Raw genomic sequence first — 23,364 nt, forward strand, 5'->3', positions numbered from 1 at the left:
CGTCCGCCCAGCGGGCCAGGGTCTCCTGGGGGTCCTCCTCGGCCAGTTCGGCCAGGAGGGCGACCGCCTCGGCCCTGTCACCCACGATCCGCACCGGACTGCACCCCCGGGTGATCATCACGGAGCCGTCGCGGCGCTTCTGGTATCCGAAGTAACGGTGAGCCATCGTTCTGTCCTTTCGCCGGGGTGAGTTGACGTGCCGCGGGGGCGGCTGCGGGTACGGCCACGGCTCCGGTGCCGCCGCCGAAGAGGCTGAGGAGCGGGCCGGCCATGGCCGTGGTGATCAGGGCCATCAGGACCATGACGGTGAACAACTGCGTGTCGATCAGACCGAGATGAAGTCCGATCCCGAGGATGACGATCTCGGTGAGGCCCCGGCTGTTCATCAACGTGCCGAACACCGCGGCCTCCCGCCAGTCGCTCCCCGTCAGCCGGGCGGGCACGGCCGCCCCGGCGAACTTGCTCGTCACCGCCACCAGCAGGACCAGGGCGAGCACCCCGAGCCCCGACCAGCCGAGCCCGCCGATGTCCGTGGACAGGCCGGTGAGGGTGAAGAACGCCGGCAGAAGCAGGGCGGACGCCCGCTCCAGCGGCTGCCCGATCCGTTCCTCCAGGCCGCGGTCGCCGCGCGGCATGACCAGACCGAACGCGAACGCGCCGAAGATGGCGTGGATCCCGATCCACGAGGTGACGTAGGAGGAGAGGAGCACCCCGGAGACGATCAGGGCCAGCGACGCGCCCCGGCTCTCCCCCTGGGCGAAGTCCCGCAGCAGCCGGCGCAGGAGGGGCCGTACCGCCAGGATCATCGTCGCGGCGTAGGCCAGGGTGAGGGCGATGACGGTGACGAAGCCGCCGGGTCCCTGTGCGCCCGCGAGGGCCACGACCAGGACCAGCACACACCACGCCACCACGTCGCCGACGGCGGCGCACGCCATGGCCAGCACGCCGACATGGGTCCGGGTCAGGCCGCGGTCACGGATGATGCGGGCGAGGACCGGGAACGCCGTGATCGAGAACGCGGTGGCCATGAAGAGCACGAACATGCCGCGGCTCACGCCCTCGGGGGCCTGTGAGGCGTGGAGCAGGGCCGCCGCCCCGCCGCCGAGGACGAAGGGCACCGTCATGGCCAGGACGGCGAGGGTGCCCACCGACCGGCCCCGGCCACGCAGTCGGCGCGGATCGAGCTCCCAGCCGGCCTGGAACATGAAGAGGGCCAGGCCCAGTTGGGCCAGCACGGAGAGCGCGGGCCGGGCTTCGAGCGGGAAGAGGCGGGCGGGCAGGTCCCCCGGCAGCAGGCCGAGCAGGCTGGGCCCGAGCATCAGACCGGCCGCGATCTCCACCACCACCGCGGGCTGACGCAGCCGCCGTACCAGGTGGACCAGGGCGGCACCCACCGTCAGGATGACCGCCAGATCGGCGAGGACGACCGCCTCCAGCGGCAGGGCGTCGGGCGTCGGCATCGCACGCCTCACACCACGACCCGGCCGGCGGCCGAGTCGCGGGTGGCTCGGGACTTGCGCAGGTCGCGGGTGACGATGGCCTTCTGCAGCCAGCGGTCCGTCCCGTCGTAGCGGGCGTTGAAGGCCCGACGGCCGTGCACGGCGAGGTAGTTGTCGACGACGAGCAGGGTGCCCGCGTCGACGACGACGTCCTGCTGGACCCGTTCCAGCTCCACCACCAGTTCCTTCAGGACCTGTTCGGCGACGCTGTCGCCCTCGACGCAGCGCATGAAGAACGGGTCGATACGCAGGTAGGGCGAGTCGGCCGCGCCGAAGAGCACGGCGACCGGCTCAGGCGTCTCCCGCATGGCGCGCATCCGCAGCAGGCCCGGGTGGTCGGGCTGGTGGGCGGCGAGCTGCCGCAGGTGTTCGTCGTCGGGAAAGATGTAGAAGCGCGGCTCGGACAGCACCTGTCGGCTCTCGTCGGACATCTGCACGTCACGCAGGGAGGCGAGTGTCGTCGGCACCCGGTCGTGGTTGCGGACCCCGAAGAGGGCCAGGTAGTCGCAGCGGGCGGGATGAAAGCCGTCCTCGGTGTGCCACTCCAGGAGGACGTCGCTGCCGTGGCCGCTCTGCTCACGCTCGTCGCCGGCGATCGGCAGCACGTGGTGGATCATCCGGCCGGCCTGCAGAGTGGGCCAACTGAACACCTCGCCCAGGCACTTGGCGACCAGCGCCAGGAAGAGCTGCTCCCGGCGCGCACGGCCCGAGGCCGCGGCGGCGGCCCAGGTGCCCGGTGTCGGGCCGACCGCGGCGTCGTCGACCGGGAAACCGCGTACCAGGAAGGCTGCGGCCGGGTCCTCGCGCCGGAAGTCCTCCACGAAACGGCGCAGCCCGATCGGCAGTCGCGACACGACCTCCCAGGCCGTGTCGTGGAACTCCGGTTCTCCGGGATCGCAGCCGGCCTCCGACAGTTCGGCGATCACTTCATCCAGCCGAGCGGTCTCTTCGAGAGACAGGTCATAGGTGAGCACGCCAGGGTATTCGGACATGAAAAACGCCCTCTCCGACCGAAGGGAACATTTCGATGGACACAGTTCTCTTTTCCGGAGCGGATTGCCGTCGGTTTCCTTCGCGACGTTCCGCCGATTTTCTTTTCCGGCTTACGAGAAATAATGTGTCAGTGTCCGGACCTGGTCTCAAGGCATTCCACCCGGCACCAAAGTGCCGTGGCTTCAAGTGGCCAATTCCGCGGCCTCTGCCGGCCGTTCAGAATGCCTTGCGGTGGCCGCCGCCGCGCTTGCGCTCGTACATCTCCCGGCCTGCCGCCTCCCGGCGGCGCCACTCGCGGGACAGTTCGGCCCGGAGCCGGGCGTCCGTGCGGGAGGCGATCCAGGCGCTCTCCCTGAGCAGCTTGCGGTAGCTCTCGAAGCGGCGGTGCGAGAGTGTTCCGTCGGCCACCGCGGCCAGTACGGCGCAGCCCGGCTCGGCGTGGTGCTCGCAGTCGTGGAAGCGGCATCGGACCGCCAACTCCTCGATCTCGGCGAACACCTGGGACAGGCCGCTGTCGGCCTCCCAGAGGCCGACGCCGCGCAGGCCCGGGGTGTCGACGATCAGCCCGCCGCCGGGCAGCGGCAGCAGCTCTCGGGCGGTCGTGGTGTGCCGGCCCTTGCCGTCGCTGCCGCGCACCTCGCCACGGGCCTGCACCTCGGCGCCGAGCAGTGCGTTGACCAGCGTCGACTTGCCGACACCCGACTGACCGAGCAACGCGGCGGTGCCACCGGCGAGTTCCGCGGCGAGCGCGTCGATCCCGTTGCCGGTGACGGCGCTGACCGGCAGCACCCGGGCGCCGGGTGCCGCCGCCCGGACGTCGGCCACCAGGTGGGTGCTGTCCGGCACCAGGTCCGTCTTGGTGAGCGCGACCAGCGGCTGGGAGCCGCTGGACCAGGCCAGGGACAGGAATCGTTCCAGGCGCCCGAGATCGAGTTCGACGGCGAGCGAGACGACCACGACGGCCTGGTCGATGTTGGCCGCGAGCACCTGCCCCTCGGACCGGGCCGACGGCGTGGAGCGCAGGAATCGGGTGCGGCGCGGGAGTAACGCCCGCACCACGGGTCCGCTGCCCGCGCCCGGGTCGACGGCGGCCCAGTCGCCGGTGCACACCACGGCGTCGGGGTCGCCGCCGGTGCGTGCCGGCCGGGTGTCGGCCCGCACGGTGACGGCGCCGCCGGAGGGGTCCGCGGTGGCCGCGTCGGCGGCGCCGTCCGTGCCGGGGGCGCCCACGGCACCGGCCGCCACGACGACCTCGCACCGGCCCCGGTCCACCCGCGCGACCCGCCCCGGGATCAGTCCCTCGCTCTCGTACGGGGCGAACACGGCGGCCCAGTCCGCGTCCCAGCCGTAGGCCGCGAGCGGATGGGCTGCCGGGTCCGGGGTGAGGTCCGGGGCCGGGGTGTCACTGGTCAACGGGGTTGCTCCCTGGAGCTGTCGGGGCGGTTCAGGCGGCCGGGCTCGGCGCGTCGGCCGCGTCCTTCACATCCTGCGCCCTGCCGTGGTCCTGCCGCCGGTCCTTCCACGACTCGTCCCACCAAGGGATGTGCTGGTCGATCGGGTCGATGGGCATGACCGACTTGAACATGTCGTTCTGCACGTTGGCCAGGCGCGCGTCGTACGGCTTGCCGACCGCGGTGAAGGCGCGGTGGATGCGTTCCCGGCGCCGGTCGATGGCGGCCGCGTTCCGCTCGAAGGTGCTGGCCGGCTGGAGCAGGACGTGGGTGCGCCGGTCGCCGTAGGTGTGGCGCGGCGAGTCGGCCGGGTAGCAGGGCGCGAAGGAGACCACGAAGAACTGCTCTCCCCCGATCATCGCGTACCAGGTCTCGTCGGGGTCGGGGTCGTCCTGGAGATAGACGCTGGGGTAGAGCTCCGCGAGCGTCGTGTAGAAGCGGCGGGTCAGATCGACCAGGGCGTCGAGGGTGGCTCCGGCCGCGGGGTCCTCGAAGGTGATGACCATGCCGTCGTAGGAATTGTCCCGGGCGGTGCTGAAGAATTCGGCGATGGTGTCCCTGTGCCGGTGCAGTTCCTTCTCGAATTCGAGGCCGGTGACGGTGACGGGCGGGCCCAGTTTCGACGTCCTCGCGAACGGGCAGTACGTGCGCTCGGCGATCTCCTCGAAACTCATACCTCACTCACGACCTTCCCTGTGTTCCCTTTGACGAGCGCGGTCGAGGCCGCGGCCCGGCAGCCGATGACGTAGAACCACCAGCCGGCGATCACGACGCCGACGAGGCTGTAGAACATGACCGCCGGTGCGAAGTGCTGGAGCAGGAATCCGCACAGGACGGGCCCGATCGCCACCCCGACGTGCACGAGGTTCTGGGCTCCGAAGTAGCTGCCGCGCAGTCGGCTCGGCGCGATCGAGTCGATGAACATGTACTCGGCCGGCACCACGATCACCTCGCCGAGCGTGAACAGCGCGACGGCGGCGACCAGCAGCGCGGCCTGGGTCGAGAACGACATGGCGAGCAGGCCGACCACGAACGCCGCGGTGCCCCAGGTCAGCCATCGCATCAGGGTGCTGTCCTTGAGCCTGCTGCCCACGAGGTACTGGGTGGAGATCACCACGACCGCGTTGGCCGCCGAGATGTAGGCGACGAGCCGGTAGGCCGTGTCCCGGTCCTCCACCATGACCAGGTACTGCGACATGAAGGTCAGCAGCGGCCCGTAGACCACGATGCTGAAGATGCCGCCCAGGGTGAACCAGGCGAGCGCGCGGTCGGCCCGCATCACCCGCAGCACCTCACGGAAGTTGAGCGCCTCCTCCGAGTCCGCTTCTTCCCCGGACTCCTTCGCCGCCACGGCTTCGGTGGCCGTTCCGGCCGCCGGGGAGGCCACGAAGTGGCGGTGGAAGACGATCAGCGGCACAAGTGCGGCCACGATGATGCCCGCCGCGAGCAGGAACGGCCCGCCGCCGCTCACGGCGACGGACGCGACGCCGAGGAAGGGGCCGACGGCGGCGCCGATGTTCTGCAGCGAGTACCGCAGCGAGAACACCTTCGCCCGCTGCTCCGAGGGCACCAGGTCGGCGAGCAGCGCGTTTGCGGTGACCCCCATGGAGGAGGAGGCGGTGTTCGCCACCAGGAGCACGGCCAGGACCGCGAGCGGGTCGTGGATCGCCGGCAGCGCGAGATAGACCAGGACGAGCACGCCGTCCAGCGCGATCATCAGGTCGACCTTGACGAACCGGTCGGCGAGATAGCCGCCGTAGACGCTGGCGACGGTGCCCACCAGCAGCGAGGCGCCCAGGACGTAGCCGATGGTCGCGCCGCTCATGCCGACCGGGCCGTGGAGGAAGATGGGCATGTAGGCGAGGACGGCGAAGAAGCTCAGCGACCGGGCCGTGGCACAGAGCAGCAGGATCCGCACCGCGGGCGGCAGGCCTCGGACCATCGTCAGCAGGTCTTTCATGAACGGCCCTTCGGTGGGGGTGAGTTGGTGGCTGTGGTGTCGGGACCGACGGCCGCGACCGTCTCGACGATGTCCACGAAGGACTTCTTGATGTCCTCGATCCTGGTGTCGTCGAACAGCCCGGGATGGTGGCCGAAGATGATCTCGATCCGCTCGCCCGGCATCACGGTGATGCCCAGCGGGTAGTGCGAGACGCCCTTGGCGCTCTGCGTGCGCTCGGTCACCCGCAGCGCGTCCGGCTCCGCGGCCCGGCCGCCCTGGTCCGGGGCGTCCGGGTAGTTCTGGAAGACGTAGTACGTGTCGAAGAGTTCGCCGGCACCCACCAGCCGCTGCACCTCGCCGAGGCCCAGGTGCCGGTGCGGGAACATCTCCAGCTGCTCCTCCTGCACCCGCGCCAGGGTCGCCCGGACCGGCTCGCCGGGAACCCGGCGCACCCGCAGCGGCACGGTGTTGATCAGCAGGCCGACCATGTTCTCGATGCCGGATATCTCCGCCGGGCGCTCCGAGACGCTCGTGCCGAACAGCACGTCGTCGCGGCCGGTGAGGCGGCCGACGAGGATGCCCCAGGCGGTCTGCAGCGCGGTGTTCAGGGTGACCTGGTTCCTGGCGGCGGCGGCGACCAGCGAGGCGGTGAGCTCTTCGGAGAGCAGGACGCCGGTGGTGCGCGGCAGCACACCGGGCTCCGGTTCGGCGTCGCCGGCCCTGGTCGGGACCGGGACGTCGGCCAGGTAGGCGCGCCAGGCGTCCGCCGCCGCCGCCCGGTCCTGCCTCGCCAGCCAGGCCAGGTACTCCCGGAAGGGGGTGACGGGGCCGGGCTCCTCGCCCCGGTAGAGGGCGAACAGTTCCTCCCAGAGCAGGGGGGTGGACCAGCCGTCGAGCAGGACGTGGTGGTCGGCGACGAGCAGCCGGTGCCGGGTGGCGGAGTACCGCAGGAGCGAGAAGCGCAGCAGCGGCGGCCGCGTGAGGTCGAAGCGGAGTGCCGCGTCCTCGGCGAGGACGGCCGCCTCCCGCGCCTCCTGCCGGGCGGGCGTCAGCGCGGACAGGTCGTGCACCCGCCACGGCACCTCCACTCGGTCCCCGACCACCTGCACGGGTGTCTCCAGGCCGCGGTGGACGAAGCCGGCGCGGAGGTTGTCGTGCCGCATGAGCAGGGTGTGCGCCGCCTCCCGCAGGCGTTCCGCGTCCAGCGGCCCGTCCAGGTCGAAGAGGGTCTGGCCCTGGTACGGGTCCGGCCCTTCCAGGATGCCGCCCGAGTGCAGGACGAGGCCCTGCTGGAGGGGGGCGAGAGGGAGGACGTCCGTCAGGCCGGGATAGTCGGCCTCGAGGGCGTTCAGCGCGGACTGCTTGAGGGCGACGAGGCCCACGTCCGAGGGCGTGAGGCCGCCGAGTTCCGGGTGGCCGAGGAGGCCGTGGAGGCCGGACAGCACCTCCGTCCAGCGGTCGGCGAGGGCGGCGACGTCCGCCGCGCGGAACAGCGCCGGGTCCCCGTGCCAGCGGACGGCCACGGACGCGCCGTCGGCGGTGGGGCGGACGTCGACACGCAGGGCGTGACCGTCGGTCCCGCTCCCGTCGTCGTCGGCGCTCTCGACGTACTCCGGTGGCAGGAAACGGAAGCGGGTCTGGGAGCCGGGGTACCGGGCGAGGTGCGGGCCCGTGTCGGAACCGGCACGCAGAGCGGGGTAGTTGACGCCGGCGGCCGGCACCGTGCGGATCTGCTCCTTGACCCGCTTGACCGCACGGGCCAGCGACTTCGGGTCGTCCAGCGCCTTGTCGAGGTCGGCGAGCCCCGGGGTGAGTCGTACCGGGTACGCGCTGTGCGGCGCGCCGGTGGCGATGTCGATCCGCAGCGCCGACCTGACGTCGGCGACCCGGGCACGGCGCCACTCGACGAGCGCGGGCGCGAGCGCGGCGAGCGCGATGTGCTCGGGGCCGCAGCGGAACATCGCCGGGAGATCTCCGGTCAGTGCTCCGGCGAGTGCGCCGGTGACGGTGCGGTCGCAGACCTGCCACGGCTCGCCGTCCGGCCGCTCGCCGTCGACGAGCGGCGGGTACGCCGGGTCGGGGGTCTCCAGGATCTTGAGCCAGTCGTCCAGTTCGGTGGCGGCCACGGCGGCCGGGTCGTGTGCGTCGGCCGTCTCGGCGGCGCGGGCGACGAGCGCCTCGACCGTCTGGTCGCGGAACACGTCACGCGGGCTGATCAGGAGGCCTTCCGCGCGGGCCCGGCTGACGAGCTGGATGGAACGGATGCTGTCGCCACCGAGGTCGAAGAAGCGGTCGTCCACACCGACCGCGTCGAGGCCGAGCACCTCGGCGAACAGCCGGGCGAGCGTGACCTCCTGCGGGGTGCGGGGCAGGCGTACGGCCCGCGAGGTGAAGTCCGGAGCGGGCAGGCTACGGGTGTCGAGCTTGCCGTTGGGGGTGAGCGGCAGCCGGTCGAGGACGACGACGGCCGCGGGCACCATGTGGTCCGGCAGCCGCTGGGCCGCGTGCCGGCGCAGCTCCTGCCCCAGTCTGCGGGCGTGATCCACAGCCTGGGGATCGTTGCCCAGCCGGTGCAGGGAGAGGCCGGCTTCCGACGGCTTCGCGGCGGCGGCCGGGGCGACGAACACGTCCGTCAGTCCCGCTCGTTCCGCCCGCGCCGCCGCCTCCGGGGCGAGGAACAGCGCGTCGAAGCGGTCCTGCTCCCCCGGTCCGCCGGCCCAGGTGGCGTGCACCGTGTAACCCAGCTCGGCGCCGAACCGGGCGAGGTCCTCCGGGCAGACGCCGGGGCGCCCGGACTCCCCGTCGGTCAGGTCTCGTACGAGCGTCGCCGCCCCCGAGGCCACTCGCCGGTCGACGGCCACCTCGGCGGCCACGCGCCGGTTGAGGATGCCGGTGACACGCAGGGTCCGCGGCCTCTCCTCGGCGAGTCGGGCGCGCAGCCCGTCGAGCCCGTCCGTGGCGGGCCACGCGACCTCGCGCGTCCCGGCCAGCGACAGCGGCCGAGCCCCCTGCTTGTGCAGCACCACCTCGTAACGGTAGTCGGTCAGTTCGTTGCTCAGGCGGCCGCGCTTGAGCCGGATGTCGACGCCCGCCACGCCCGGGACCTCCTCGGCGATCCGGGCGAAGAAGGCCGGATCGAGGAGGAGTTCGCTCTCCAGGTCGTCGAGACGGGACACCATGTCCTCGACCGCGGCGAGGGTCTCGCCGGCGTGGGCGCCGTCGTGCAGGGTGATCGCGGTCAGGAAGGTGCGCAGCAGACGGAGGTTGCGGATGTCGCCGAGGAAGACACGGCCGCCGGGCTCCAGGAGGTCCATGGCCGCGCGGAGTACGTCGAGGAGGTAGCGGACGCTGGGGAAGTACTGCGCCACCGAGTTGACGACGATCGTGTCGAAGCGTTGCCCGGCCAGTTCGCCCACCTCGTGGGCCGCCAGGCTGTGCAGGGTCACCCGGTCACGCAACTCCGTGCGTTCGACTCCCGCGCCGAGGGTCTGGATCAGTGAGGGCGAGAAGTCGACGCCGGTGTACGCGTCCACGTGCGGGGCGACCCGGTAGAGGATCAGCCCGGACCCGACGCCGATCTCCAGCACCCGGCGGGGCCGGAGCTCCAGGATGCGGTCGACCGTCGCGGCCTGCCACTCCCGCATGTGGTCGAGAGGGATGGGCTCGTTGTCGTAACTGCTGTTCCAGCCGGTGAAGTCCTGCTCGCCGCCCAGGTCCTCCTGGTCGCTGTAGCCCTGTTCGTGGATCTCCTGCCACTTGTCGACGTGCTCGAAGTCGTCCGCGCGGTCCCCGTCGCCCGCGGCCGCGTCGGGCACCACGTAACCGATGAGCTGCTGGTGGCCCGGGGTGTCCTCGCGGACCACCACCACCGACTGGGCGACGCTCGTGTGGGCGTCGAGGACCGCCTCGATCTCGCCCGGTTCGACGCGCATGCCCCGGATCTTCACCTGGTCGTCGGCGCGTCCCACGAAGTCGACGACGCCGTCGGGCCGCCACCGGGCGAGGTCGCCGGTGCGGTACATCCGGGACCCCTCGGGCCCGAACGGGCAGGCCACGAAACGCTCCGCGGTCAGCCCCGGCCGGTTGAGGTAGCCGCGGGCCAGTCCGACGCCGCTGAGGTAGAGCTCGCCGACGACGCCGGGCGCCACCGGCCGCAGTGCCCGGTCCAAGAGGTAGACGCGGGTGTTGGGCAGCGGACGGCCCACCGGGACCGAATCCTCCTCGTAGCCGTCGCCCGCGCTTCCGCACTCCCAGTACAGGGCGTCGACGGTGGACTCCGTCGGCCCGTACGCGTTGATCATGCGGCGGCCCCGCGACCACTTGGCGGCCAGTGCGGGCGGGCAGGCCTCACCGGCGACCATCAGGTTGCCGCAGCCGGCGAGGGCGTCCTCGGCCATCCCGCCGAGGACGGTCGGCGAGAAGGTGATGTGGGTGGGGCGGTGGCGAGCGGTGAGCGCGCGCTGCCGGTCCGGGGAGAGCAGTTCGTCGGGGGAGGTGAGGATCACCGTCGCCCCGGCGAGCAGGGTGCAGCACATCTCGCAGAACGTCGGGTCGAAGTTGATCGAGGAGAACTGCAGGAAGCGCGACGTTCCGTCGAGGCGGAAGCGGTCGAGGTAGCCGCGGGCCAGGTTGGGGATGCCCCGGTGGGTGACGGCGACGCCCTTGGGGCGGCCGGTCGAGCCGGAGGTGTAGATGACGTAGGCGAGGTCGTCGAGGCGGAGCGGGACGCGCCGGTCGGCGTCCGTGGGAGCCGTGCCGGGCATCCGGTCGCACTCGGCCAGGGCGGCCGGGTCGTCGAACTCCAGCCGCGGGATCTCGCGGGCGCCCGCCGGGAGCCGGTCGGCGACCTCACGGGTGGTGAGCAGGAGGGCCGGGCGGGTGTCCTCGACCATGAAGCCGAGCCGCTCCGGCGGGTAGTCCGGGTCGAGCGGCAGGTAGACGCCGCCGGCCTTGAGGATGCCGAGCAGCGCGCAGAGCAGCTCCGGGGAGCGGCGCAGCGAGAGCCCGACCACGTCGTCCCGGCCCACTCCCCGGGCGATCAGCCAGTGGGCGATACGGCTGGAGCGCCGGTCCAGTTCGGCGAAGCTGAGCTCGGTGTCCTCGTGGACCAGGGCGACGGCGTCGGGGGTGCGGGCGACCTGCGCGGCGAGCAGGTCGGGGTAGGCCGCGTCGGGCAGGTCCAGGGCGGTGTCGTTCCAGCCGCGCAGGATCCGCTCGCGCTCCTGCTCGCCGAGGACGTCGACGGACTCCAGGGACCTGCCCGGGTCGTCGGCGACCGCCTCGAGGACGCGGAGCAGCCGCTCGGCGAACGCGGCGGCGGTGGAACGGTCGAACAGGTCGACGGCGTACTCGACCTCGCCGCGCAGCCCGTCGGGCCGTCCAGCCTCGTCGAAACGCTCGGTCAGCTCGAAGGTCAGGTCGAACTTGGCGGTGTGGGTGGGCACCGTCTCGTGCTCGGCGGTGAGACCCGGCAGGCGCCAGTCGGGGGCCACGTTGTTCTGCAGCACCAGCATCACCTGGAACAGGGGGTGGTGGCTGGTGGTACGGGCCGGGTTGAGCGCCTCCACGAGGTACTCGAAGGGCAGGTCCTGGTGGTCGTAGGCGGCGAGGTTGGAGGCGTTGACGCGGGCCAGCAGGTCGGTGAAGGACGGGTTGCCCGAGGTGTCGGTCCGCAGCACCAGGGTGTTGACGAAGAAGCCGACGAGGTCGTCGAAGGCGCTGTCGGCCCGCCCGGCCAGCGGACTGCCCAGCGGGATGTCGGTGCCCGCGCCGAGCTTGGTCAGCAGCGTGGCCGCGGCGGCCTGCAGGACCATGAAGAGGCTGACCCGCTCCCGCCGGGCGAGGTCGAGCAGACGGTCGGTGAGCCCGGCCGGCACCTCGAAGGGCACCACGTCGCCACGGTAGGTGGCCTCCGCCGGGCGGGGCCGGTCGGTGGGCAGGTCGAGGAGCTCGGGCGCGCCGGCGAGCCGGTCCCGCCAGTAGGCGAGCTGCCGGGACATGGGGCTGTCCGGGTCGTCCGGGGAGCCGAGGACCTCCCGCTGCCAGAGCGTGTAGTCGACGTAGCCCACGTTCGGGGCGGGGGTGCCGGGGCCCTCGGCGTCCGGGTCGAGGTGGGCGGCGTAGGCGTCGCACAGGTCGCGGACCAGGGGGGCCAGGGACCAGCCGTCGCTGGCGATGTGGTGGATGCAGAGCAGCAGGACGTGCTCGCGCTCACCGGTTCGGAACAGGTCGAAACGGGCGGGGATCTCCGCGGCCAGGTCGAAGAGGTGGCCCGCGGCGCGGTCGAGGGCGGCGGGCAGCGCCTCGGGGCTCAGGTCGTGGACGGTGAGGTCGACGACCGCCTCGTCGGCGGGTACCACGACCTGCTCCGCGCCCCCTGGTCCGTCGGCGAAGTACGTCCGCAGGCTCTCGTGCCGGGCGACCAGGTGGCGCGCGGCCGCGCGGAGCGCCGCCAGATCCGGCGCGCCGGTCAGACGGACCGCGACGGGCAGGTTGTAGGTGGCGCTGGGGCCCTCCAGGCGGTGCAGGAACCACAGGCGCTGTTGGGCGTAGGACAGGGGGACGCGCGGGCCGCGTTCCATCCGGCGCGGGGCGGGGCGTGCCTGGTCGGCGCCGGCCAGGCGGAGGGCCAGGGCGGCTGCCGTACGGTCCTCGAACACGGCGCGGATGGGGAGTTCGGCCCCGAGCTCGGCGCGGATGCGGGACACCAGGCGGGTGGCGAGCAGCGAGTTGCCGCCGAGGTCGAAGAAACTGTCGTCGGCGCCCACCCCGTCGGTGCCCAGTACGTCGCCGAAGAGCGCGGCGAGGGCCCGCTCGTGCTCGGTCTCCGGGGCGCGTCCGGACGTCCGGGAACGGGTGAAGTCCAGCGGCGGAAGAGCCTTCCGGTCGATCTTCCCCGCGGGGGTGAGCGGGAAGCGGTCGAGCACGGCGATGCCGGCCGGGACCATGTACGCGGGCAGCCAGTCGCCCAACGCGGCCCGCAGTGCGGCGGGTTCGGGCGAGTGTCCGGAGGCCGGCACCACGTATCCGGCGAGGTGCGGCGTGCCCGGCGTCTCCTCCCGGGCCACCACGCGGGCCTGTGCCACCTCGGGGAGCCGGCGCAACGCCTCCTCGATCTCACCGAGTTCGACCCGGTAGCCGCGGATCTTCACCTGCTCGTCCACCCGGCCGACGAACTCCAGGGCGTCGTCGGCGCGTTGCCGTACGACGTCACCCGTCCGGTACATCCGGCCGCCCGGGGCGCCGAACGGGCAGGCGACGAACCGCTCGGCGGTGAGCGCGGGCCTGCGGTGGTAGCCGCGGGCCAGCCCCTCTCCGGACAGGTACAACTCGCCGCTCTCGCCCGGGGGCACGGGCGTGAGACGTTCGTCGAGGATGTGCACGCCCGTGTTCCACAGGGGTGTTCCGATGGTGACCGGTTCACCGGCCCGCACCGGGGCGAGCAGCGACCAGATCGTGGTCTCGGTGGGCCCGTAGAGGTTCCACACCTCGGCGTGCCCGTCGGCGGAGAGGAAGTCGGCCAGGTCCTGGGGCAGCGCCTCACCGCCGCAGAGCAGCCGGGTTCCGGCGGGCATCTCGCGTGGATCCCAGCCGGCCTCGCGCAGCAACTGCCACAGGGCCGGGGTGCCCTGGACCAGCGTGGGGCGCGCGGCGGCGAGCCGTCGGCGCAGCGCGACCCCGTCCACGGTCACGTCACGCGGTACCAGGTGGAGCAACGCCCCGACGGCGAGCGGCAGATGGAGTTCGAGCCCCGCGATGTCGAAGGAGACCGGGGTGGTGGACAGCACCACGTCACCGGGTCCGACCTCGTGGAGCGACGCCATGAAGGCCAGGAAGTTCGCCAGGGAGCGGTGGGTGACGACGACACCCTTGGGGCGGCCCGTCGAGCCCGAGGTGTAGATCGTGTACGCCGCCTGGTCGAGGCCCGTGCGGCGACCCACCGGGTCGGTGGGGGCGGGGCCCGCGGACGGCTCCTGTCCGGACGGCTCGCCGGCTCCCGTCTCCGACAGGTGAAGCCGGGGCAGCGAGCCGCCCAGTCCGTCGAGGGCCGCGTCGGCCTCCGGGGTGGCGACCAGGATCCGGGGGCCCGCGTCGGCGACCATGTAGGCGAGCCGGTCGGCCGGGTACGCCGGGTCGAGGGGCAGGTACGAGGCGCCGGACTTGAGGGTGCCGAGCAGCCCGCACACCAGCGCCGGCGAGGGCGGCACCGCCACCGCGACGGTGTCCCCGGAGCCGATGCCCAGGTCGATGAGCCGGTGCGCGATCCGGTTGGCGCGGTCGTTCACCTCCCGGTAGGTGAGCGTGACCTCCCCCGAGACCAGGGCCGGGGCGTCGGGGCTGTGGGCGGCCTGCTCCTCGAAACGCGCGACGAGGCCGCCCGGCCAGGGGGCCGACGAGCCGGTGTCGTCGCCGGTGTCGTTCCGGGTGTGTTCCAGCTGAACGGTCATGAGACGCGGACCTTCTCCCGTGCCGGTTCCGCGGGGGCCGCGGAGTCCCCGGCCGGGGCCAGGGCGGTCCAGCGCTCCTCGACGTGGGCCACGCAGGCGGCCCGCGTGTCGGGGCCGTGAGCGGTGTCCCAGCCCGCGGGTACGGCGGCGAACTCGGGCCAGAGCGAGTACTGGCCCTCGGCGTTGACCAGGACGCGGTACACGGCCGACTCGTCCTCGAACGGATTGGTGCTGCTGCTCCCGCTCATGACGTCACTCCTCGCCCAGGAAGTCTTCGATGCGGGCCACGAGGGTCTCCGCGTCGGTGAGGCACAGGTTCATGCCGTACGAGTCGGAGTCCATGACCTCGGCGGTGAGTTCGCCGCGCACCACCGAACGCCAGTCGCCCAGCGTGAAGTTGTCCTTGGCGAGCAGCATCAGCAGGTCGGCGTCGACGGGCTCGGGGCGGTACACGGTGAGGGCGCGGGCGATGAGGCGGTACGCCTCGTAGATCCGCCGGGCGAAGGCGTTGGCGGCCCGGTCGTCGGCCTTGGCGGCGCCGAAGATCGCCGCCGACACGTCACGGATCGCGGTGTGCTCGTCGAGGTCGTCGGGCTTGACCTCCTGGAAGACGCCGGAGGTTCCGGAGAGGCGGATGATGTCGTCGCGGTACTGGGCGAGGAGCTCCTGGGGGTCGGGTTCGCCGGTGGAGCGCACGTCCAGGTAGCCGTCGATGACGACGGTACGGCGCAGCCCGAGTCCCCGCTCCTCGGCCAGCCTGACCAGCTCCAGGGCGATCGCCCCGCCGGCGCAGGAGCCGACCAGGTGGAACTCGTCCTCGCCGAACTCGTCCTCCAGCAGGTCGGCGTAGAGCTCCGCGATGCCCTCCATCGTGTCGGGCACGGCTCGGTTTCCGCCGGTCATGAGCAGCGGCGACTGGAGGCCGTAGCAGCCGCGGTCGGCGCCCATCAGGCGGACCAGGCGGGCGTAGCCGTCGACCATGCCGGTACCGGGGTGCAGGAAGACGATCGGGGTGCGCGAGCCCTGGTTGCTCATCCGGATGACGGCGCGTTCGCCGTTGGCGGCCTGGGGCTGTGCCTTGTTCGAGGTCAGTCCCTCGATGGTGCGGAACCGCAGCAGGTCGCCCATGTTGAGACTCCAGCCGAGACGCTGGTTGATCTGCTCGATGGTGACGAGGGCGAGCAGCGAGGCGCCGCCGCTCTCGAAGAAGTCGTCGGTGACGGTGACGTCTCGGTCGAGCGTGGTGCGCCAGATGTCCAGCAGGATCTGCTGCACCAGGCTCGGCTCCGAGGTGGTCACCGGTTCCAGGAGGGGCGTCTGCCGCGTACTCACAGCGCGAGTTCCTTTCGTGTCGTGTCGGGCGCCGACGAGCTCGGCGACAGGAGCGGTACGGATGCGGTGGCGGTCACCGCGGCGCGCACGGTCAGGCCCAGCCGCCGGTGAACCCGACGACCTCGCCGGTCACGAAGTCGGCCCGGCCGGAGGTGAGAAAGACGATCAGGTTGCCGATCTCGCGGGCGGTACCGAGACGTCCGATCGGCAGCAGGCCACGCAGCCTCTCCTTTCCGTCCTCGTCGCCCCAGGCCTCCTCGGGGTAGTAGGTCTCGCTCTCCAGGAAGTTGGGGGCGACGGCGTTCACCGTGACGTAGTGCGCGGCCAGTTCACGGGCCGCCGCGCGCGCGAACGCGGAGGCCGCGGCGCGCAGCGAGCTGTAGTAGGAGAAGCCCGGCTCGGGCCGGACGGGGGCCGCCGAGGTGACCAGGACGATGCGCCCGTGGCCCTGGCGCTTCATCTGGGCGGCCGCCTTCGCGACCACGGCGACCGGGGCCACCAGGAGCGCCTCGGCGGCGGCCCGCAGCTCGGTCACGTCCGCCTGCTCCACCGGGAGGTACTTGCCGGGGTAGACGTCGTTGCTGATCACCGCGTCCAGGCGGCCGTACCGCCGGATCGCCCAGGTCACCGCGCCGGCGGGCGTCTTGGACGGACAGGCCACCACGCACTCGTGACCGGCCTCGAACTTCGCCCGGTTCTCCTCGTCGCCGAAGGTCTCGTCCTGGCAGACAACGGTGAATCCCGCGGCGGCCAGCGCGGCGACGGCGCCCGGTCCGGCGTAGAGCGTCGCGTGCGTGACCACGACGACGCGTTCGGCCGGCGGATCGGCCGTCGGCGGACTCACGGCGGGCTCCCGGCGGCCAGGGCCGGAGCCGGGGCGGACGCGGGGCGCGGGTCCGGGGCGGATCCGCTCCGGTGGGTCGCCTCGTCGATGAAGGCCTGGATCAGGGTGAACATCTCGTCGTCCGGGGCGAGGATGTCGTGATGGCTGCCGGTCGGCCGTACCTCCAGGGTGCTGCCCGCTACCAGCTCGTGCAGGTGCCGGGCGGTGTCCGGGTGGGTCATCCGGTCCGTGCGGCTGGTGACGATCAGCGTGCGTGAACCGGCCCGGCGTGCCGCCTCGTTGGCGTCGTAGGCCATCAGCGCGTCGTTCAGCCTCGCGTAGCGGTGGAAGAGTTCGAGGTCCCCGTACGGGTAGAGCACGAAGGGGGCCAGGCGGGTCGGTACGCCGAAGAGCATGTTCGGGTCGAGGAACATGGTGAGGACCTCGCGGGCCCGCGCCGGGCTGCTGCCCGCACCGGCGAGCAGTCCCTGGAACTGGGTCTGGAACGGGGTGCGGGTGACGCCGGGGCCGAAGTTGAGATCCGGGTGGAGCATGGTCGACGAGCCGACCCGATCGCCCAGGCGAGCGGCCGCCGCCAGGGCCACGGGCGCCCCGCCGCAGATGCCGACCAGATGCACGCGCCCCGGTCCGTACTCCTCGACGACGGCGACGAGCTGCGCGATCTCCTCGGCGAAGTCGCCCCGGGGAGTGGGCAGGGACGCCCAGTCCCCGAAGAGATAGGGGTTCTCGTAGGTGATGACCCGGTGGCGGGCGGACAGGCGGTCGAGCCAGGGGGCGAAGAGTCCGGCCGGTACTCCGCAGGGCGGCACCAGGACGATCGCCTCGTCACCGGGGTCCCCGGCCGCGAAGCTCTCGAACGGGGGCAGCCCGTGGGGTGTCACGCGGTGGCTGTCCGGCAGGGCGGCGCTGCCCGAGCGCACGGACCGCACCGGTCCCGTGGTGTCGCCCGTCCCCGGCCCCGGCAGCTCACCCGCGCTGTCCGCGAGCGGCCGCCAGGAACCGAGTTCCAGGTCGCAGAGGTTGCTGAGGGCGACCTCCAGGCCGGACGGGCTCTCCGGCGCGGGCGCCACGAAGCGGGGCACGGTGAGCCGGTGGGCGGCGCCGAGACGGGCCAGCACCTCGTTGCACCGGTCCACGGCCCGCGCGTCGAACGTGTCGGCCTCGGCCTCGTCGACGGGGAACACCCGCAGGGTCGCGTCGGCCGCGGTCAGCAGCGGCTGAGCCAGGTCGAGGGCGGTCAGCAGCGGGGCCAGTGCCTCCGGCCCGAGCCGGGTGTCACCGCCTGTGCTCTCGGCGCCGGCCACCTCAGAACTTCTTCCCGCGGGTGGTCTCGGTGACCATGCGGTTGTCGGGCCGGTGGTTGACGCCGTTGACCAGGACGCTGCCGTACTTCTCCAGGCTGATCCGGCCGCCGTACTCCTCGATGTGGTCGCTGTCCGGGTAGACGTGGACGGTGGAGGGGACATAGCGGGACGCGAAGCCCATCCGCATGTCGTTGGTCCGGCCGAGGTGCGGGTAGGAGGCGTGCATCAGGGTCGACCAGAAGATGATGAACTGGCCCGGCCGCATGATCTGGGCGACGGCCGCGTCCTCGTCCGGCGTCCAGTCCGGGTCCTTCTGGAGCTCGCGGTAGTCGTAGCCGAAGAAGCCGCGGGGGATGCCCTCCTTGTCGACCGCGTTGATCTTGTCGGGGTCGTAGTGCATCTTCTTGGTCTCGTCGTAGAACATCGTCTGGTGGGTGCCGGGGATGAACTGGAGGCAGCCGTTCTCCGGGGTCGCCTCGGTGAAGGCGGACCAGACGGTGATGGTGCCGCCGAAGTCGGAGTCCTCGGGCCACAGGATCTGCGGCTTGCCGGAGGCGTTGGCGAAGGTGTCCGCCTGGTGCCAGTCGGTGCCCTCGTCGCCCGGGTGCTTGGGGAAGAACTCGGTGCGCCAGCAGGCGACGTCCGGGCCGAGGATGCTCGCCACCCGGTCGACGATCTCGCGGCGGCCGATGTGCGAGGCGAGGAAGTCGTTGTCCAGGTGCCGGTCGTAGTTGGCGATGTTGGTGGCGCCGGAGACGGCGTCCTCCGCGGGGTAGACGGCGTCCGTGCGGTCGAGCAGTTCGAGGCGGGTGCCGCGCCAGATCTCCCGCATCTCCTCGGGCTCGTAGAGGGTGAACGGGCCGATGAAGCCCTGCTGGTGGAAACGCCGGAGCTCCTCCTCGGAAAGCGCGAACGACTGACTCGTCTCGGGCAGGGTGGTGGTCATCCTGGAAGCTCCTAGCGGGAAGCGGTGGCGAGCCGGCGGTTGACGGCGGCGCTGAGGACGCCGATGTTGGCGCCCTTGCTGAGCGTCGAGATGTTGAGCGAGAGCCGGAACCTCTTGTTGACGATCTGCAGCATGTGGATGAGCGAGAAGGAGGTGCCGCCGAGGTCGAAGAACTCGTCGGTGTCCTTGACCCCCTCCACGCCGAGGACCTCGGACCAGATCGCCCGCAGCTCCTCCTCGACCGAGGCACCGTCCGAGCCGGTGGCGCCGACGGCCGTGCCGGCGCTCGTCGCGTCGCGGGTGTGGCGGGTCTCCGCGAGGCGGGCGTCGAGCAGCTTGCCGAGGACGGACTGGTCGAGTTTGCCGTTGACGGTGACCGGTATCTCCTCGATGCACAGGTACATCGACGGAGCCATGTAGTACGGCAGCGCCTGGGCCACGTCGGCACGCAGCTCGGCGGCGAGGGTGTCCGGGTCGGCGTCGGTCACCGGGTAGGCGACGAGGCGGGGGTCGCCGCCGCCGAAGTCGGCCGCGGTGACGACGGCGTCCCGGACCGCCGGATGCCTCCTGAGCCGGGCCTCGATCTCGCCGGGCTCGATCCGGTAACCACGGATCTTCAGCTGACGGTCGGCGCGGCCGACGTAGGCGTACTCGCCGGGGCGCACCTGCACGCCCAGGTCACCGGAGTTGTACCAGCGCTCGGTGGTGCCGTCGGCGGCGGTGCGCTCGAAGAAGCGCTCGGCGGTCAGCTCCGGGTGGCCGAGGTAGCCCCGGGCGAGCCCGGCGCCGGCGACGTGAAGGATGCCCTCCTCACCGGGCGGCAGGGACTTGCCGTCCTCGCCGACGATGTCGAGGCGCAGGTCGGAGAGGGGAACGCCGATCGGGCTGAGTCCCTCTCCGGCGAGGTCCGCCTCCTCGATCCGCCGCCAGGTGACATGGACGGTGGTCTCGGTGATCCCGTACATGTTGATCAGCGCGGGGCTGTCCAGGCCATGGCGTTCCGCCCACGGGGCGAGCATCCGGTGGTCCAGTTTCTCGCCACCGAACACGACGTAGCGCAGGGCGAGTTCGGCGGAAGAGGCACCGGCCTCGGCGTCGGCGTTGATGAAGTTACGGAAGGCGGACGGGGTCTGGTTGAGGACGGTGACGCGCTCACGACGCAGCAGTTCGTGGAGGCCGCGCGGGTCGCGGGCGGTGTCCCGGTGGACGACGACCAGGCGGCCGCCGTGGAGCAGCGCGCCCCAGATCTCCCAGACGGAGAAGTCGAAGGCGGCCGAGTGGAAGCCGGCCCACACGTCGGTCTGGTCGAAGCCGAAGACCTCGCTGGTGGAGGTGAACAGCCGGACCACGTTGCGGTGTTCGATCTGCACGCCCTTGGGGGCTCCCGAGGAACCGGATGTGAAGATCACATACGCGAGACCGTCGGCGTCCGTGGCCTGCGCCAACTCCTCGACGCCCTCTTCGGGTTCGGAGTCGACGCGGACGACCCGCCGCCCGTTGACCAGCTCCGCGGTGTCCGCACCGGTCACGACCAGGCCCGAGTCGCACTGGCCGAAGACGAAGTCGCGGCGCTCGGCCGGATAGGCCGGGTCCACGGGGACATAGCCCGCGCCCGCCTTGAGGATGCCGAGGATGCCCACGATCAGGTCCCGGCCGCGCTCGACGCACAGGCCCACCCGCTGGTCGCGGCCCGCACCGGCCGCGCGCAGGACGGCGGCGAGCCGCCCGGCCCGGGCGTCGAGTTCCCGGTAGGTGAGGTTTCCGCGGTGGTCGGTGACCGCCACGGACTCCGGGTACCGCCGGGCGACGCGCTCGAAGTTCTCGTGCAGGGTGAGCGATTCGTCGAGCGGCACCTGCCGATTCGGGAATTCGCTGGAAATCGCGCCAGGATTCACGAGCATGGACCCTTTCCGGTAATGGTTCACGACATGGAAACGGGAGTTGGGAACGCAGTTCCACCCGACCTTCCCCGAAAAGGTCTCAGGCGTGCTCGTTTCCCTTCAAGGGACGGCTCCTGGCATCAAGCTGCAATGGCGCCAAGTGTCCAGTGAACGAAACCGTCCGACGTGCCGGCACGAAAACCCGGCCGGACGCCCGGAATTCGCGCGGGACCGCGGCCGATTTCGGTGAAGGCGACACGCATACGCGTTCCGCACGACCGGCGGAAACGCGCGGAACCATATCCGACGGTTCCCCACCGAACGGGTTCTCGATGGCGAACGCGTTCTCCGTCGGCTCGACGAAACGCATCGCGGCCAAGGTGCCGGACAGCGCCGCGTCCGCCGCCGCGCGACATTCCCGCACAGGGCGTTTCGGCGCCATGGCCCCGACCGCCCGCTCGCCGGTGCTCACAACCACCCCGCGCGTTCCGCGAGGACACCCACCTCGAACCGGCTGCGGGCGCCCAGGCGGGAGCAGATCCCGGACATCATGCGCCGGGTGGTCCGCAGCGAGAGGCCCAGCTTGCGTCCGGCGACCTCGTCGGTCAGCCCGCGTTCGAGCAGCCGCAGCAGCTCCAGTTCCTGCTGCGACGGCCGCCCCGTCGACTGCTGCCGCACCGCCCCCAGGGGCGCCGCCTCCTCCCAGACCAGGTCGAACAGCGCGAGCAGGGCGTCGATCACCCCCGGAGCGCGCAGCACCACCGCGCCCGCCCGGCTGTCCTCCGGGTCGAGCGGCAGCAACGCGGTCGACCGGTCGGCGATCAGCATGCGCAGCGGCAGCGAGGGGACCGTGCGTATCTCGCCGCCGAGTTCGGCGAGCCAGTGCGCGTACTCGGTGGTCGCCCGGTCGTTGCGGACGCTGTCCAGGTAGACGGTTCGCAGCCGCACCCCGGCGAGCAGAGTCCACTCGTCCAGCGGGCGGCTCGCCTCCAGTGCCTCGGGGCTCTGCGCGCCGCCGGGCAGGAACGCCCGGAGTTCGCCGCGGGCGTTGCGGACCACCTCGGACAGGTACGCCCGGACCTCGTTGACCCCTTCCAGGAGTTCCATGCCCTGGTTGCCGTGGCGGGCCCGCTGGGCCCCGTAGACCGCGGTGAGTTCGGCGGTGTACGCCTCGATCGCGGCCAGCTCGCGTTGCTGGCCCAGGATCTCCGCCTCGCGCCGCCGGATGTGGGCGGCGAGGCCCACCTCGGGGCTGATGGCGGCGACATCGGCGGCGCCGCCCGCGCAGTACAGCATGGAGAGCCGGGCCAGCCGGTCGAGCGCGGACCGCGTCTCCGGCTCCGTGAGGCCCAGCTTCTGGGCGATCTCGGTCGCTCCCCAGCCCGGTTCGGCGATCACCAGCCGGTACACGTCCACACAGGTCTCGTCCTGGCCGATCAGGGCCGCCAGGGGGGAAAGGCCGGGGTCCGGCCCCTCCCCGCGCCCGCTGTGTGGCGCGCTGTCCGCGCCGCCGGGTTTCCCCTGGCACGTCCCGTACTCTCGTGCCTCTCGCGACTCCCCGCATGACACGACACATCACTCCAGTTCGCGCGGAAGGATCGGTACCGGCCGGCCGCCCGGTCAGTAGTGGACGCGGCGGTTCTCCGACGTCACGCGGTAGCGGACGCTCCACAGGCTGCGCCGGACGTAGGTGCGCTGCAGCCACCGGTCCTGCCCGTCGTAGCGGGCGGTGAAGGTGGTGCGGGCGTGCACTCCCTTGCGGTTGTTGATGAGCAACGCCTGGCCCGGGCGAAGCCGGACCCCGTGCGCCACCGCTCCGCAGACCTCCTGGAGCCGGTCGAGGGCGGCCCGCGCACCGCTGGTCAGCGGTCGCACGCCGTTGGCGGAGATGGCGATCTCCGGGTACTCGTCGCTGCCGCTGATCAACGGCACCGGCTCCGAGAGCACCTCCGCGCCGCCCGCCACCCGGCGGGTGTAGCTGCCGGGCGCGTTGAGCCGGAACAGCGGGGAGCGCAGCGTCTCCAGGGTCTCGGGGGCGAGTGCCGCCGAGATGTCCCGGGCGTCGGCGTAGTGCGTGGCGGCGGCGCCCTCGTGGTCCGCGCGCAGGCAACTCAGGACCAGGAAGTCGGGGTTGGCGATGTCGTAGCGGCCGATCGCGTCGTACATGATGTCGCTGTGGAAGTTGAGGAAGACCTCGGACCCCTCGTTGGTCTGGGTCCTGGCTCCGCCGTGGACGGGGATCACGTCGTGGACGAGGTGTCCGTCCTTCTCGGTGAGCACGCCCATCGGCTCGCCGATCAGCCCGCTCAGGCCGAGCAGTACCCCCTCGGCGACGAAGGACGGCTTGTTCCGGCACGGGCCGCCGTCCGAGGGGGTGTCGGGCAGTCGCTCGTCCACCGGCAGGTTGTCGACCAGCGCGACGCCCGCCGTGTCCACGTGCCGGCCGAAGTCGAGGATCTGCTGCAGGGTCTCGGCCGGGAGTCCCGCGAAGATCTGCAGGTAGCGGGTCATCGACCGGTCGATGTCGACGCCGGGTTCCCCCAGCTCGGCCAGTTTGGCGCCCAGTTCGTCACGGGCCTGGTCGGACAGCCCGATCCGGGTGAAGGTCTGCGGCACGGAGTCCGGCGTCCCCCCGGTGGTGGCTGCCGGGTCCTCGCCCCGCGTGCGGGGGTCGTCGCCGGCGTCGGCGACGCGAGGAAGGCGGTCAGCGAGGATGCTCATCTTTC

At 72.0% G+C, this 23,364-nt stretch carries 15 protein-coding genes; all 15 read right to left on the reverse strand.

The window, feature by feature from the left end; translation table 11 throughout:
- Window positions 1-77 precede the first annotated feature (77 nt).
- A complete protein-coding gene (locus OG985_RS17855) occupies window positions 78-1,460 on the reverse strand; it encodes a cation:proton antiporter (RefSeq protein ID WP_371669338.1) in 1,383 nt (460 codons plus the stop codon).
- An 8-nt stretch (window positions 1,461-1,468) separates the two neighbouring features.
- Window positions 1,469-2,491: a guanitoxin biosynthesis L-enduracididine beta-hydroxylase GntD gene (gene gntD / locus OG985_RS17860; RefSeq protein WP_371669339.1), complete on the reverse strand. Its 1,023-nt coding sequence runs from the start codon at window positions 2,489-2,491 to the stop codon at window positions 1,469-1,471.
- Window positions 2,492-2,708: 217 nt separating this feature from the next.
- On the reverse strand, window positions 2,709-3,905 hold the full coding sequence (gene rsgA, locus OG985_RS17865) for a ribosome small subunit-dependent GTPase A (RefSeq protein WP_371669340.1): 1,197 nt from the start codon (window positions 3,903-3,905) through the stop codon (window positions 2,709-2,711).
- A 31-nt stretch (window positions 3,906-3,936) separates the two neighbouring features.
- Window positions 3,937-4,617 (reverse strand): YqcI/YcgG family protein, encoded by a 681-nt coding sequence (locus OG985_RS17870; RefSeq protein ID WP_371669341.1) that lies wholly within the window; start codon window positions 4,615-4,617, stop codon window positions 3,937-3,939.
- Window positions 4,614-5,903 carry an MFS transporter gene (locus OG985_RS17875; RefSeq protein WP_371669342.1) on the reverse strand — a complete coding sequence of 430 codons (1,290 nt, stop codon included), beginning with the start codon at window positions 5,901-5,903 and terminating at the stop codon, window positions 4,614-4,616. Before OG985_RS17875 ends, OG985_RS17870 begins: the two co-directional genes overlap by 4 nt.
- A complete protein-coding gene (locus tag OG985_RS17880; protein ID WP_371669343.1) occupies window positions 5,900-14,332 on the reverse strand; it encodes an amino acid adenylation domain-containing protein in 8,433 nt (2,810 codons plus the stop codon). The genes OG985_RS17875 and OG985_RS17880 overlap by 4 nt, the downstream gene beginning before the upstream one ends.
- Window positions 14,329-14,580: an MbtH family protein gene (locus OG985_RS17885; protein ID WP_371669344.1), complete on the reverse strand. Its 252-nt coding sequence runs from the start codon at window positions 14,578-14,580 to the stop codon at window positions 14,329-14,331. Before OG985_RS17885 ends, OG985_RS17880 begins: the two co-directional genes overlap by 4 nt.
- 4 nt (window positions 14,581-14,584) lie before the next feature.
- Entirely contained in the window at window positions 14,585-15,664 is a 1,080-nt protein-coding gene (locus OG985_RS17890; RefSeq protein WP_371669345.1) for an alpha/beta fold hydrolase, read from the reverse strand.
- Between the two features lie 91 nt (window positions 15,665-15,755).
- Window positions 15,756-16,508 carry an SDR family oxidoreductase gene (locus tag OG985_RS17895; RefSeq protein ID WP_371669346.1) on the reverse strand — a complete coding sequence of 251 codons (753 nt, stop codon included), beginning with the start codon at window positions 16,506-16,508 and terminating at the stop codon, window positions 15,756-15,758.
- The gene (locus OG985_RS17900; RefSeq protein WP_371669347.1) at window positions 16,505-17,812 is read right to left on the reverse strand and encodes an alpha/beta fold hydrolase; all 1,308 of its coding nucleotides are present in this window, start codon (window positions 17,810-17,812) and stop codon (window positions 16,505-16,507) included. The genes OG985_RS17895 and OG985_RS17900 overlap by 4 nt, the downstream gene beginning before the upstream one ends.
- A 1-nt stretch (window position 17,813) precedes the next feature.
- Window positions 17,814-18,758 carry a chlorinating enzyme gene (locus OG985_RS17905; RefSeq protein WP_371669348.1) on the reverse strand — a complete coding sequence of 315 codons (945 nt, stop codon included), beginning with the start codon at window positions 18,756-18,758 and terminating at the stop codon, window positions 17,814-17,816.
- Between the two features lie 11 nt (window positions 18,759-18,769).
- Window positions 18,770-20,611, reverse strand: coding sequence for an amino acid adenylation domain-containing protein (locus tag OG985_RS17910; RefSeq protein ID WP_371669349.1), 1,842 nt, complete (start codon window positions 20,609-20,611; stop codon window positions 18,770-18,772).
- 127 nt (window positions 20,612-20,738) lie between these two features.
- Complete coding sequence (locus OG985_RS17915; protein WP_371669350.1) at window positions 20,739-21,110, reverse strand: hypothetical protein; 372 nt, start codon at window positions 21,108-21,110, stop codon at window positions 20,739-20,741.
- A complete protein-coding gene (locus tag OG985_RS17920) occupies window positions 21,107-22,054 on the reverse strand; it encodes a TrmB family transcriptional regulator (protein WP_371669351.1) in 948 nt (315 codons plus the stop codon). The genes OG985_RS17915 and OG985_RS17920 overlap by 4 nt, the downstream gene beginning before the upstream one ends.
- Window positions 22,055-22,258: 204 nt before the next feature.
- Window positions 22,259-23,359 carry a TauD/TfdA family dioxygenase gene (locus tag OG985_RS17925; RefSeq protein WP_371669352.1) on the reverse strand — a complete coding sequence of 367 codons (1,101 nt, stop codon included), beginning with the start codon at window positions 23,357-23,359 and terminating at the stop codon, window positions 22,259-22,261.
- Between the last annotated feature and the right edge of the window lie 5 nt (window positions 23,360-23,364).

Origin of the sequence: Streptomyces sp. NBC_00289 (genome assembly GCF_041435115.1) — a bacterium.
Classification (GTDB): Bacteria; Actinomycetota; Actinomycetes; order Streptomycetales; family Streptomycetaceae; genus Streptomyces.